Source organism: Priestia flexa NBRC 15715 (assembly GCF_001591565.1).
Classification (GTDB): domain Bacteria; phylum Bacillota; class Bacilli; order Bacillales; family Bacillaceae_H; genus Priestia; species Priestia flexa.
On the sequence record NZ_BCVD01000112.1, the window covers coordinates 1 to 13,432 of the forward strand.

Annotated in this window: 15 protein-coding genes; 2 read left to right on the forward strand and 13 right to left on the reverse strand. The window is 39.7% G+C overall.

Features of this window, described 5'->3' with window-relative positions; translation table 11 throughout:
- From flgN to BFL01S_RS15950, 13 genes are all read right to left on the reverse strand, one after another.
- A partial coding sequence (flgN, locus tag BFL01S_RS15890) for a flagellar export chaperone FlgN (protein WP_061786275.1) occupies positions 1 to 363 on the reverse strand: 363 nt, incomplete at its 3' end.
- A gap of 15 nt (positions 364 to 378) precedes the next feature.
- On the reverse strand, positions 379 to 636 hold the full coding sequence (gene flgM / locus BFL01S_RS15895) for a flagellar biosynthesis anti-sigma factor FlgM (protein WP_025909626.1): 258 nt from the start codon (positions 634 to 636) through the stop codon (positions 379 to 381).
- A gap of 213 nt (positions 637 to 849) precedes the next feature.
- Entirely contained in the window at positions 850 to 1,251 is a 402-nt protein-coding gene (locus tag BFL01S_RS15900; protein ID WP_061786276.1) for a TIGR03826 family flagellar region protein, read from the reverse strand.
- A 57-nt stretch (positions 1,252 to 1,308) separates the two neighbouring features.
- Entirely contained in the window at positions 1,309 to 2,004 is a 696-nt protein-coding gene (locus BFL01S_RS20525) for a ComFC family protein (RefSeq protein WP_156474945.1), read from the reverse strand.
- On the reverse strand, positions 2,001 to 3,488 hold the full coding sequence (locus BFL01S_RS15910; RefSeq protein ID WP_235859252.1) for an ATP-dependent helicase ComFA: 1,488 nt from the start codon (positions 3,486 to 3,488) through the stop codon (positions 2,001 to 2,003). Before BFL01S_RS15910 ends, BFL01S_RS20525 begins: the two co-directional genes overlap by 4 nt.
- An 85-nt stretch (positions 3,489 to 3,573) precedes the next feature.
- Positions 3,574 to 4,419 carry a DegV family protein gene (locus BFL01S_RS15915; protein WP_061786278.1) on the reverse strand — a complete coding sequence of 282 codons (846 nt, stop codon included), beginning with the start codon at positions 4,417 to 4,419 and terminating at the stop codon, positions 3,574 to 3,576.
- Positions 4,420 to 4,535: 116 nt separating this feature from the next.
- Positions 4,536 to 4,973 (reverse strand): YaaR family protein, encoded by a 438-nt coding sequence (locus tag BFL01S_RS15920; RefSeq protein WP_061786279.1) that lies wholly within the window; start codon positions 4,971 to 4,973, stop codon positions 4,536 to 4,538.
- A gap of 81 nt (positions 4,974 to 5,054) precedes the next feature.
- Entirely contained in the window at positions 5,055 to 5,876 is an 822-nt protein-coding gene (locus tag BFL01S_RS15925; protein WP_025909620.1) for a flagellin N-terminal helical domain-containing protein, read from the reverse strand.
- A gap of 16 nt (positions 5,877 to 5,892) precedes the next feature.
- On the reverse strand, positions 5,893 to 6,318 hold the full coding sequence (locus tag BFL01S_RS15930) for a flagellar export chaperone FliS (protein WP_025909619.1): 426 nt from the start codon (positions 6,316 to 6,318) through the stop codon (positions 5,893 to 5,895).
- A gap of 47 nt (positions 6,319 to 6,365) precedes the next feature.
- Entirely contained in the window at positions 6,366 to 6,671 is a 306-nt protein-coding gene (locus tag BFL01S_RS15935) for an EscU/YscU/HrcU family type III secretion system export apparatus switch protein (RefSeq protein WP_025909618.1), read from the reverse strand.
- Positions 6,668 to 9,010, reverse strand: coding sequence for a hypothetical protein (locus BFL01S_RS15940; RefSeq protein ID WP_156474946.1), 2,343 nt, complete (start codon positions 9,008 to 9,010; stop codon positions 6,668 to 6,670). Before BFL01S_RS15940 ends, BFL01S_RS15935 begins: the two co-directional genes overlap by 4 nt.
- Before the next feature lie 116 nt (positions 9,011 to 9,126).
- Positions 9,127 to 9,810, reverse strand: coding sequence for a response regulator (locus BFL01S_RS15945; protein ID WP_061786281.1), 684 nt, complete (start codon positions 9,808 to 9,810; stop codon positions 9,127 to 9,129).
- Between the two features lie 69 nt (positions 9,811 to 9,879).
- The gene (locus BFL01S_RS15950; protein WP_061786282.1) at positions 9,880 to 11,028 is read right to left on the reverse strand and encodes a sensor histidine kinase; all 1,149 of its coding nucleotides are present in this window, start codon (positions 11,026 to 11,028) and stop codon (positions 9,880 to 9,882) included.
- A gap of 567 nt (positions 11,029 to 11,595) precedes the next feature.
- Between BFL01S_RS15950 and BFL01S_RS15955 the strand changes: the two genes are divergently transcribed.
- On the forward strand, positions 11,596 to 12,228 hold the full coding sequence (locus tag BFL01S_RS15955) for a YigZ family protein (protein ID WP_025908787.1): 633 nt from the start codon (positions 11,596 to 11,598) through the stop codon (positions 12,226 to 12,228).
- Positions 12,229 to 12,408: 180 nt separating this feature from the next.
- Entirely contained in the window at positions 12,409 to 13,401 is a 993-nt protein-coding gene (locus BFL01S_RS15960) for an LCP family protein (RefSeq protein ID WP_025908786.1), read from the forward strand.
- The last annotated feature ends 31 nt before the right edge of the window (positions 13,402 to 13,432 follow it).

Consider the following 13,432-nt stretch of genomic DNA (forward strand, 5'->3'; position numbering starts at 1 on the left):
TGCTTGTTGAGATGAGGTTAATAAGTCAAGCTCAAGATTAATGAGCTGCAGAGATTGTGTTAGCAGTTGTTGATTTAACTCATTTTTCCTCTGAATGCTTTCAATAAGTTCAATGAGCTGGCTTTGAAGTGGTTGAAGGGTAATGGCCTGTTCAATCTGTGCGATATTTTCCATGAGCAACATGCGCTGTTTTTCCAAAGCTTCTATCGCCGCAACGTGCGTCTGCTCATCTTTAAGCACATGGGTTAACTCTTTGATATTTTGGCTGATGATAATTGCCTTTTTCTTGTCTGTTAAAGCTAATAAGCTCTTATGCAATGCGATTTGCTTCGTTAAAATTTCAGTCAGTTTCCCGCTATTCAATTTTTGTCATTCCCTTTATTTTTTATAAAAGTTGATAAGCCCTTTCGCCACTTCTTCTGCGTTAACTTTATATGCCCCATTTTCAATCTGCTGCTTTAACTGTTCAATCTTTGCTGAGCGCTCTGTGGCATTTGTACTCATTTGCTGAAGCTCTTTCGCTTCTTTTGAAATTTGCACATCATCTCGTTTTCCTGTTTGCTGAGCTTTTTCCATTTTTTCAGCTGCCTTTTGATATGGATTTATTCTGCTAGAATGAGTTGAATTTATCTTCATCTTTGGTCACCTCTTTAAAGTTTGTATCCGCTATCTATCTACTCATTATATCGGAGCTTTGAATTAAACATTTAGCAACTCGCTCAAAGTTGAGACTAAATGCACAAACACGCTAAAAAGCTTCAAAATAAGTACGATTTTGTACCCAAACTAAAAAGGTCTTAAGAACCATTACCTTCACCAAAAAAAGATAACCAGTTCTTTATGTCTAGATTATTTATCTTTCAAACGATAAGTTGATAATCGATCCTGTCGTTCATTTTGACATTTTGTTTCTATTTCGTGCTTTGCTAGGTCATTTTTCAACTGCTGAGCGCAATTATGACAAAGCTTTCCCTCTCTAATACTTTGACCACATTCTAGGCAAGGGTAGCCTAGGTTTGGAAATTTAGCTATCAGCAACCTTCCCTGCTGAATGAACTGCTGAATGCGCAGGTCGGGTACGTTCGTTTTTTTAACGACTTCATACATGGTTGCAGTTCGATTTTCTCGCTTTCGTAAAAAGGTAACCACGCGCTCATACTGGCCTTCTTCTTCCTGATAACAACTCGGGCAAATGTTGCGCGCTCCGCTTTGAACAAATAAGCTTCCACAACGTAAACAATTCGTTAACATGCTCCTTTTCCCTTTCTCTTCTCATTTCCTTTTGTATCGGCTGAACCGCTTATTTTTTCAACGGTAAATTGTAAAAGAATAGATTGCTGCCGCCACATCTTTTAGACAAAGCGCTGCTTCGTGTAGCGTAACACCTGTTGTGTACAAATCATCGATTAAAATGACGTTTCTGTTTGTAACCAGCTCTGGATCCACAAGCTCGAACACCCTATGGTTTTGTAGCCTTTCTTCTCTCGTTTTCTTCGCTTGTTTCTCCGTATGCTTACGAGTAAGAGGGTAAGCTACCTCTGCCGGGAGTAAAGATGCCAACGCTTCCGCTTGATTAAACCCACGCTCATACATTCGCTCCTTGCTTAAAGGGATGGGAACCAGTACGGGGTTCTCAGGACTATATACCTTATAAAGCTGAGCGAAATCGTCAGTAAATATTTTATGAAGTTCGTAGTCACCTCGGTATTTAAACAAAGCCATTACCTCTTTTGCAAATTTATTATATTTATATAATGAACAGTTGCGAATTAAAGGTGATTTCTTTTTGTTCCATTGAACGCAGTCGATGCAATATTCACCCTCACAATAAGCTATAGGAAGCTCATTAAGCATTCTTCCACAACGTCTACAAAGTGGCTCTGAAAGCCCTTTAAAAGATGACTGGCACGTTTCACACAGCCACTTTCTTTGCTGTGGAGAAATCAGAGACGAGAAGCTATGAGCGGGTTCGATTGATGCATGGCACAGTAAACACCATATCATATCTGAATTAGACCTTGTTTTTTTGCTATATCGTTCATATCTACCATATGCTTTTTCGCTTTTTTCATTTCAACCGTTTGCCCATAGTGAAAGAAGACCACGTCTCCTTTTGGAAAATTTGCGCTTCTACCAACTCGGCCTGAAATTTGCACAAGTGCGCTTTCAGTGAAAATTTCATTTTCAGCACCTACTACAGCGACATCAATATTAGAGACAGTCACCCCTCGTTCTAAAATGGTTGTTGTAACCAAAATGGTATACTGCTGCTCACGAAATGCTTTTACCTTTTCTTTTCGCTCTTTATCTTCTGCGTGCACCCCAGCCACCCTTGGCGTTAGCTGTTGAATGAGTTCTACAACGGGCTGAACCCATTTGACCTTTGGTACAAACACAAAGCACTGCTTATCATCACACACTCGCTGCTTGATCCAGTTCAATACGGTAAAAGGTAACTTCTTTTTAACAAGCCTCTTCTGCCAGTTGCCACACCATACAAAACGAGGTATCGGAATGGGATAGCGGTGATAGCGAGCCGGTATTTTGACAGCTGCTAGCTTATTTTCTTTAACCTGTTGCTTAAGACTTTCACTGGGAGTTGCTGTTAAGTAAATAAGGGTTGATTCTGCTTTACGAGCTTTGTGGGCAGCATACTGCAACATTGGTTCTGCTGAATAAGGAAATGCATCTACTTCGTCAATGATCATGACGTCAAATGCTTCATAGTAACGCAAAAGCTGATGAGTAGTTGTGAGGATCAGAGAAGAGTGCTTCCCTTTATCAGCACTTCCGCCGTAAAGCGCCACTACTTCCAACTCTTGAAACGCTTGTTGAAGCCTTGGATGAAGCTCCAGGACTACGTCCGTTCTCGGCGTGGCGACGCATACCGATTTACCCAAAGCAAGCGCTTTTGAAATACCTTCAAAGAGAACTTCCGTTTTTCCAGCTCCACAAACGGCCCACACGAGCAGCTCTTGCTTTGAATGTACGGCTTCTACCATTTGGCTAGAAGCCGTTTGCTGAGCAGGAGAGAGCTTTCCTTTCCACGTAAGAGTTGGTGAAGAAACCTCACGTAAAGGAGGCCCTTTCCACGCGATAAGAGGCGTACATTCCGATACCCGCCCCATCCCAATGCAGGCACGGCAATACGTACATGTGCTGTAACAGCGACCACAGTGAAACGAAGCAAATAAGTGCTGCTGCTGATTTCCACAGCGCATGCAGGTCATCACGTCTTTTTTCACAATTGACTTTTGATAGTGGATATAGCCTTGTTCGTAATGTTCATGAAGAGTAGAAAAAGAAAATGAAGCTAGTTCATCAGGGAGTAGTTGCTTGCCAACGAGGAATTGCTGGAGGCTTGCATTAAATGAAAATGTAGGGTTAACAGCGGGTGTATGCCATTCAGGAAGCCGTGAAATGGCCTGCGCTTCCTGTGAACCATTCGGTACTAACTGATTGTCATGTAGGATAAATCGCAAAAACATCGCTCCTTTCATCCTAACTAGTACGAGATGAACTGACTAAATTCCTGCAATAAAAAAACCAAACTAACAAAAAGTTAGTTTGGCTTTATTCTTTATACCAACCAACACCGATGGCACCTTCTCCAAGATGGGTACCAATAACAGGTCCAAAGTATGAAAGACTCCACTCAATGTGAGGGTACTTTTCTTGCAGTTTTGCTTTAAATTCCGCTGCCTCTGAAGGACGATTCGCATGAATCACTACACCTTTCATTGGCGCAAGCTCACGTGCATCCTCATCCAGTAGCTCTACGATACGTTTTAACGCGCGCTTTCTCGTACGAATTTTTTCATAAGGAACAATTTTCTTGTCAACAAAGTGAAGCAGTGGCTTAACTTGCAACAAACTTCCAATAATCGCTTGAGCTGCATTTAAGCGCCCTCCACGCTGCAAATGTGACAAATCGTCTGCCATAAAGTAAGCGCGTATAGACGTTTTCATTTCATCAAAACGATTCACAATCTCTGCTGGCGTACGACCAGCTTCCGCCATTTTAGCTCCTTCAAGAACATAAAAGCCTTGCACCATGCAGCTAATTTCAGAATCATATACTTGTACGTCAAAACCTGAAACCATTTCGCTTGCTGAAAGTGCCCCTTGATAGGTTCCGCTAATCCCACTTGAGAGCGTCACAACGACCGCTGACTCATAACCATCACGCTGTAGCTGCTCATACAGTTCAACAAACTCACCAATTGGAGGCTGAGAGGTTGTTGGCAATGTTTTGGCATCTTTAATTTTCTGAAAATATTCTTCCGCCGTTACGTCTATTTCTTCACGATAAGTTTCATTACCAAAAATAACGCTAAGCGGTACCATATGTATGTCATGTTGAGCGCGCACTTCTTCTGATATATACGCTGTACTATCAGTAATAATTGCCGTTTTCATTTGAAAGGGTCCATCCTTTTTTATTATTTAAAAATAAGTTCACTCTATTTTACAACATTTCAATTTAAAATGCATGTTTACAAAAACAAAGAAAGCCCTTTTAACCTTCCCTCTTTTCACGTATAGATATTGACCAATAAACCTTGGATTTCACCTACTCTTGCTAAGAGCTGAAGCTCATTCGTTGATTTATTTAGCACGTCGTTTGTTAGATCAACAAGCTTACGATCGACTTCTTTTACAAGCTTATATACCTTTGTCGTTCCTCTTCTGTTAAAGCCTCTCTGTTCATGCAGTTCAAAGCCATTTTTAACTGCATCATCCATAAACTCTTTCACCAGGGCTTTGTACTTTCGAAGCACATCAACCGTCTGATTCTTGGCTAGATGACGACCTTGTTCATCGATTTTTGTCACCAGTTGTGATAAACGCTCATGGGTGAGGTCACGCTGCTTTTTAGCCATAACGTCCGTGAACGTAATTGATTCTTGAACCTCTTTCGCTTTAGAAACGTTTGGTTGATTTGTCAGTCCGTTAATTCGCTGAACATCCATTTCTATTCCTCTTTCATTTTTACTTGTATTATACAGGAAAAAGAGAAAAGCATCGTGCTTTTCTCTCGTTTTCATAATCCATTATTTTAACAGCTGTAAAATTCCTTGTGGAAGCTGGTTAGCCTGTGCAAGCATCGCTTGCGCAGCTTGGTTTAAAATGTTGTTTTTCGTAAACTCCGTCATCTCCTGTGCCATATCCACGTCACGAATTCGCGATTCAGAAGCCGTTAAGTTTTCACTCATTGTACTGATATTGCTCATCGCATGCTCAAGGCGGTTTTGTGCAGCACCAAGCGTTGAGCGATCTTTTGACACAGCAGCAATCGCTTTATCAAGCTGAGTAATAGCAGTTGTTGCATTTGTTGCGGTTGTAATAGAAGTTGTCGTAAGACCTAAAGTTGCCGTCGTAACGTCACCAATTTTAGCTAACTTTAACGCTAAGCTCGGAGCCTCTGGTGAAATTTGAAATTGAATATTCGTTGTTTTCCCATCTAATAAATTTGTACCGTTAAATTGTGTTGTTTGTGCGATACGGTCGATTTCCTGCTTTAACTGCTGCACTTCAGCATCTAAATACGCACGGTCTTCCGTGTCTTGGTACGTGCCATTTGAAGACTGGACGGCTAGTTCACGCATACGCTGAAGCATGCTGTGCACTTCCTGCATGCCGCCTTCTGCTGTTTGAATGAGTGAAATTCCGTCTAATGCATTGCGTTCTGCCATATCTAAAGCGCGAATTTGAGAACGCATTTTCTCTGAAATAGCTAATCCTGCTGCATCGTCCGCTGCGCGGTTAATACGAAGTCCAGATGATAGTTTCTCTAAGCTTTTCGACGTATTCATTTGATTCGTAGATAAGTTTTTATAAGCATTTAACGCTTGAATATTGTGATTGATTCTCATTGAATAAGCTCCTTTTTTATAATGTCGTTGTGCTAATTTGTCTCTCATAAGACGATAGTTTTCTATGAACGCTCGGTCGCTTTTGGGCTACTTCTTCACTCATTACCTTATTCCAAGCAGCTGAAATTTCAGTTAGAACGCGATGAGCGTCTTGTAAAATCGTAATATCCTTCTTCATATTCCCTTCTACCACTCGTTCTGCTACATAGTTATAAATCGTATCAAGCTGCTCCGCAATAACACCTGCTTCATATTTCAAGCCGACGCCTAGGCGATGAAGGATATCACTTGTATTTTTTAAATTTTCATTTGCTGTATAGAAATCTTTGTTATGAATATGTTCAATGCTTTCTTCAATATTTAAAATCGCTTTTTCATACAGCATAGCCGTTAGCTGCTGCGATGTTTTTTGATAAAGAAGCTCTTCCGTTAAAAAGTCCAATTCATCTTATCTCCCTTGTGTATTCCTTTTTTTACTTATCGGCACGTCTAGTAGCCATTTTCATTCATATCCTCGACTTTTTTTACAAATAAAAGAATTTCGGCAATAACTCCGTACAGCTGCGGGGGGATTTGATCTCCTAGCTCAATATCCATCAAATTCGTCAGAAGCGTTTCGTCTTCTTGCAGTGGAATATCATGCTGCTTTGCAAGGTTGAGAATTCGATTCGCCGTCGAACCTGACCCTTGCGCAACAACTTTTGGTGCTCCCTCTCCTTGCTCATAGCGAATGACTGTTGCAGAAGGACCTCGCTTTTGCCTCCGATTCGCTGTATTAATATATTGGTAGTTCATATTGAATAATCAAACCCTTTCATTGAAAGCATTGGGATTTGTTTCTTAATTGGTGCTTTCACTTCGTCTTCTCTTCCATTTCGTAGCTCTGCATAGGAGACTCCCGTAATCGCGTAACCAATTGCTTCAATTTTACCCTTTAATTCATCAACAACCGTATCAGCGTTGGATGCAAACGCATCGCTGTTCGTTTCAAATGAAATGGATAGATTGCGATCCGATGCTTTTAACATCACGCCAATCTCACCGAGCTGCTTCGTCTCAAACAGAAAGTATAAGCTTGTATTTTCCCAGTCAATTTTCTCACGCTTTTTATTTGACTGAATAAATACTTTCATCGTTCCTACTTCACCTTTTAGCGTAAAAGGTAGCTGCATATAAAGCTGCTGCGCTGATGAAGAATCATGCTTGTTTAAAAGCTGCTGACCTGTGATATGTTGAAGAGCTGAATCAGCTGTTTGAGCTGCCATGCTCGCATATTCTCCTTTTAACAGGCCACTTTTCACATCAGCTGTGGATGCTTGCTGGTGTCCTTGTAGCACATGTAATGCCTCTTTTTCGCGCTGAAACCCCAATCTCTTTACGGTTTCATAGATATCTCTAGCTCCTATTTCTGGCTCATCAGCAACGCTAACCCCTGGTAAAGCAAGTTTTGAAAACAACTCGTCTTGAACAAAATGCATCATCTTTTGGTGAGAAGGCTTATAATCCATTCCTTTAATCATTTCTTTGATTTGCATAACTAAGCTATGAGCTTGAGAACGATCTCCTTGTGCTAATAGACTTTTCGCTTCTTGAAGAAGCTGACTAGCCTTTAACATTTCTTTTTCAGATTTCATATCTGCATATAGCATGAAATCACTTTGTAAAATGGCTTTATCAAGCTGCTTAACGGTTGCTTCTAATAGCTGTGACGCCTTCATTTTTGCTGAAGGTGCTGATTCTTGAAGCAAATCTGCAACATAGAGAAGCTGACGATTTACCTGCTGCTGTACATTTTGAAATTCTTTTGTGATATACGCCAGTTTTTCTGTCACAACCGTTACAACCACATCTTTTGTAGCAACATGAAGAGGTAGTTCTTTTGCTGATGGTTGTTCAAAACTCTCGCTAATAGCCACTAGCACCTCATTTATTTGCTTTCTAGCAGCCATTTCTTTATGCTGATTTGCCAATTCACTTGCCTTACCAAGAGCTTGGCTTACTTTTTCAGCATGTGCTGGATGAGACTGTAAAGCTGGTAACACCTGATTCGAAAGGTGCTCAAGAGCAACTTTTATATTCGGTTCACGACTAAACGTACGTACAGCCAAATGAAGCGCTTCTTGAACACTTTTTGCATCTGCTTGTTTTGAATGTAGCGCCATTAACAAATCACTGATCCGCTGAAGAACAAGTTCTTGCAGCTTTGAGCCTTCTAGTAGCTTTTGCTGGACCTCTTGCGGTACACCGTTACTCTTTAATTCAAGAAGTAAAGTCTGCACTTCTTGTTTAGTTAGAGGGATATTTTTCAGCAAGTCATCTCGATTCAACTCTTTAAGGCCGCTCGCTGTGACGTCTTGACTCGTTCGAAAAATCCGCTGTAATTGCTCTACAATATTCTTAGGTATTTCTTTAACTTCTTTTAATTGTTGAAGAATATCTCCTACGCTATCACCTGTTTTTAGACGCTGAAGCAGTACGTTGATTTCCTCTTGGCTAAAGGGGGATTTAGTCGATACTTCCACACTTTTTAAGGCTCCCTCAACCTTGATCTGTAGCTCTGATGGCAAAGTCGGTCGATTAGCAACCGCTTCTTTAAAAAGCTCTTTTAATGCATCACCATGAAGAGCTTCATCAATTGCAGTAAGGTGATTTACCGTCACTTCTAGCTTTTTATTCACAAGAGCAGAAATCGTTTCATCTGTTTGTGAAGCTGAGCGATTTGTTATAGTAAAAAAACGTTCTAGCGCCATCATCGAAGATTCTGTTACACGATATCCAGCATTTTTAAGCCTTTGAGCAGCTTGTTGTACTTGCTCTGAAGCAGCTGGCATAGTTGGCCTTTTGACTCGTTCCTCAAAATTTTCTGTTGGTATTTTCGATAAAACTTGTCCTTCTATATAACCTTCTTTTACATGCGTTACTTTTATTTTGATATGATCATTTTCATGCACTGGCTGGTCTAGGCGAACGGGTACTTCACGTCCCTTTACCTGCATAAGCACTTCTTTTTCATTCATTACTTCCTTAACTATTCCTTGCAGCGTATCTTCTGTTGCAATTGTAGTTGCCGAAGGCGCACTCGCGTGATGCAACGAATGGGATGACTGCTGAATTTTCATAGATTCACGCTCCATTAAGTCGCTTTACGACATATCTTTTCTACCGTATGTATCGGCTATTTTTTTGTGCTTTTCATATGTCTTTTCACCTAAAAAAGCTCCGCATACAAATGTATGCGGAGCTTTCTTTGTTATCGTACCTCTACCCAGCCGTTTTTAATTGCTACAACAACTGCTTGCGTACGGTCGTTTACGTTCATCTTTTGTAAAATATTACTTACGTGGTTTTTAACTGTTTTTTCACTAATATATAGAGCTTCACCAATTCCACGGTTACTCTTTCCATCAGCTAAAAGTTGCAATACTTCACACTCACGACGAGTTAGTAAGTGAAGCGGGCGGCGAATCTCAATTGGCTCATGTGGATATGAAGATGATTGACCTTGAGCTGCAAGTCGACGGTATTCTTTTACTAGGCTATGCGTTACCTTCGGATGTAAGTAAGATCCACCCTCTGCTACTACTTTAACAGCTTCAATTAATGCACCTGCATCCATTTCTTTTAACAAGTAGCCTCGTGCTCCTGTTTGAAGTGCATGAGTCACATATGTTTCATCATCATGAATCGATAAGATGATAACTTTCGTATCTGGGTTCATCTCTACTAGCTGCTTTGTTGCTTCGACACCATTTACAGCTGGCATGTTGATATCCATGATTACAACGTCAGGCTGATGTTCTTCAACAAGACCAATCGCTTCGTTACCATCGTCACCTTCTGCTACTACTTCAAAATCTTTTTCAAAATCTAAAATACGTTTTACTCCTTCACGGAATAATTGATGGTCATCAATGATGACAATTCGTGTTTGCATATCTGGTTCCTCCCCAAATCCAACAATGAATAGTTTTTACTATATTAATTCGATGTTATTGTATTCTTATTATTTATTTAGAATCGGTACTTTAATCATAACAAGCGTACCTTGGTTTAATTTTGAATGAACAGAAATGCTTCCACCCAACAAATCTACTCTTTCTCTCATTCCAATTAAACCAAATGAGTTTTCTTTTTTTTGATTTTGATCAAAGCCACAGCCATCATCTTTTACAAGTAAAACTGCTTGTTCATTATTAAACTCAATTTTCACTTGAACTTCCGAGGCATCCGCATGCTTTAAGGCATTCGTAACAGCTTCTTGTACAAGTCGAAATAGCGCTACTTCCAGCTTTGACGCAGTACGTTTTTCTTGTCCAATCGAAATGAAGGTAATGCGTGGTTTACCGTCATTATAGTCTTCAATTGTATCTAAATATTTTCGAAGCGTTGGAATTAATCCTAAATCATCCAATGCCATTGGTCTTAAGTCGTAAATAATTCTTCGCACTTCATAGAGTGCTGAACGCACCATTTTGCGCAAATCTCGAATTTCATCCATCGCTTCCTGAGCACTGCGCTCTCGGTAAATACGTTCAATTAATTCCGACCTCATCATCACGTTAGCTAGCATTTGCGCTGGACCATCATGAATTTCACGGGATAACCTTTTACGCTCTTCCTCTTGCGCTTCAATAATCCGAAAACCAAAATATTCTTTTTGAATAGCATCTTCGACAATTTCTCCAACCTGCTTCAAATCGCTGGTTAAATAGTTTAACACCACTGAAATCTGCCCCACCAGATGATCTGCTCGCTTGATGGTTTCTTCCAACGACATCAATCGACGTTCAAGTTCATCTCGCCTGCTTCTAAGCTGATGTTCTGACTGCTGATTCATTAAAAGTTTTGTCTGTAATTCATGAGCTTTTTCGTAGGCATCTTTTACCTCTGGCTCAGAATAAATTTGAAAATGCTTGCTTACCTCAGCTAAGCGCTTTCGTGCTAAACGCGCCTGAGCCTCTAGGCGATCTCCTTGCTCAATAACCTGCAAAACTTTGGCTTTTAAACCTTCTAATTCTTCTTTTATCTCTTCGTATTCCTGTCGTGCACTTTCAGATAAGCGATATACTTCATCTTTACTATTTCCAACTGTGCCAATGATTTTGTCTAATATTTCATCTAACATTTTACTTGTTAATTTATGTTTTGACATTTATTCACCTCAAGCTTACACTCACATTCGAAGAAATGCCAATACGTTATTACGCTTTCTCGTACGACTTACTTGAATTGCGAGGAAATCTGGATCTGCTCCAGTTTACATGATTAAGACAGCATCTATAGAGACAGCATGGCTATAGAAAAACATATGAGATACCTTCTTGTTTTTCTTATATTAGAATAGGATAAGTTCTTGTGGTGTACATCTTTGCTCACTACTTTTCTCATGCATGATATACACTCTACTCCAAAAGACTACCATTTCTATCTCACCATTAACAGGGACAAACATCCTGTTTCGTTTAACAATTACATGTCATTCGTAACATTTATGTGATTATTTTTTTAAAACTTTTGGTTTAGTTAGCTTGTCCATTATCATTGATAAATACTTTACAACACTGTAACAATTCAAGGCTCCAAATTGATGTATCAGTTTTGAAGCTTTATAATAAGTGAGATAAGAAAAAATTGCTTTTATTCTTAATTTTAATTACCTATTACCCACTTTTTTAAAATAAACACATAAAATCATATAAACAGGAGGCATTTTATTACATTGTTACCTCAATATTATACTGTAAAACAGTCTGGTGCACATGAAATTGTGATTCAAAAATCACGCTTTATCTGTCATGCAAAGCGTGCAACAACAGAAAAAGAAGCACAGGACTTTATTCAAAAGATAAAGAAAGAACATTGGAGCGCAAACCACAACTGTTCTGCTTATTTAATTGGAGAGCGCGATCAGTTTCAAAAAGCCAATGATGATGGTGAACCTAGCGGTACTGCCGGTGTACCAATGCTTGAAGTGCTGAAGCGAAAAGAACTAAAGGATACTGTTGTGGTAGTAACGCGTTATTTCGGCGGTATTAAGCTTGGGGCTGGCGGACTCGTTCGTGCATATAGCAACTCAGTATCTGAAGGGCTCACAAACATTGGTATCGTAAAGCGTACACTTATGCAAATCATGCATACAAAAGTTGATTATACGTGGCTTGGCAAGCTGGAAAATGAATTACGCAATTCACCTTACGTCTTGAAAGAAATTCATTATGCAGATAACGTAATCGTGGATACGTTTGTGGAAGAGAGTCAAAAAGATGCGTTTACAGCTTGGATGACGGAACTTACAAACGGCCAAGCAGACATTTCAGCAGGCGAAGTGACCTATTTAGAAGAAGAGATATAATGAATTATTTACTGTGAATTAAAAACATTGTAAAATAAAAGACAGCGCACTGATGCCACAGTGCGTCGTTCTTTTCCTCACTAAAATATAAGGTAATATTGAACGCATTCCGTTTAATTTGAATTCCAATAACAAACAATAAAAATATGTAAAAACTTACTAAACTAAAGGAGAACGTATATGGCTCAGCATAGGCGTTTTGAAAAACGAGTAAATCGAAAAAAGCGGAAAAGAAGATTGCTTTCTTTTTTTCTTCTGCCAATCTTAATCATTGGATTATCCGCTACGGCGTACGGCTCTTATTTGTTCGCTAAAGCAAAAAGCGTTGCATCTGATTCATTTCAAAGCTTAGGAGATCGTGACTCTTCACCGATGCGCGATCGAAAAATCGATCCTAAGAAAGATAACATCTCCATTTTATTTATGGGTGTTGATGACAGCGAATCGCGAAATTTCGGGAAATCGGCTCGTACAGATGCACTAATTTTAGCGACGCTAAACGAAAAAGAGAAAACGGTGAAGCTTGTGAGTATCCCTCGTGACTCTCGCGTATATATTCCAGAAGTCAGCAAAAAAGATAAAATTACGCATGCTCATGCATACGGTGGACCGAAAGCCACGGTCGAAACGGTTGAAGAGCTATTCGATGTTCCCGTAGACTACTATGTAAAGCTTAATTTCCAAGCTTTCACTGAGATTGTTGACTCTTTAGGAGGCATCGAATTTGATGTACCTTACGACTTAAAAGAAAAAGATTCTAGTGATCATCATGAAGGCATTGTACTAAAGGCTGGTAAACAACACTTAAACGGTGAAGAAGCACTAGCAATTGCACGGACAAGAAAACAAGATAGTGACATTGAACGAGGTAAGCGACAGCAGCAGCTTATGCAAGCCATCGCTAAGGAAGCATCGTCAATTGGCTCTATGACAAAGTATGGTAACTTAATTGAAGCTGTTGGTGACAACATGAAAACAAACTTAATGTTTGGCGAAATGCTTTCGTTCTATGATTACGCTTCGAAGAATATTGATATTGAAACATTAAATCTTGCTGGGACAGATGATACAATTAACGGCGTTTATTATTATGAATTGGATGATATAGCCGTTCAAGAAGTAAGCGATACGCTACACGAACATTTAGGTCTAGACAAAGAAAGCACGGAGTAGAAAAAGCCTGTCGACTCGAGGGACTGACCCC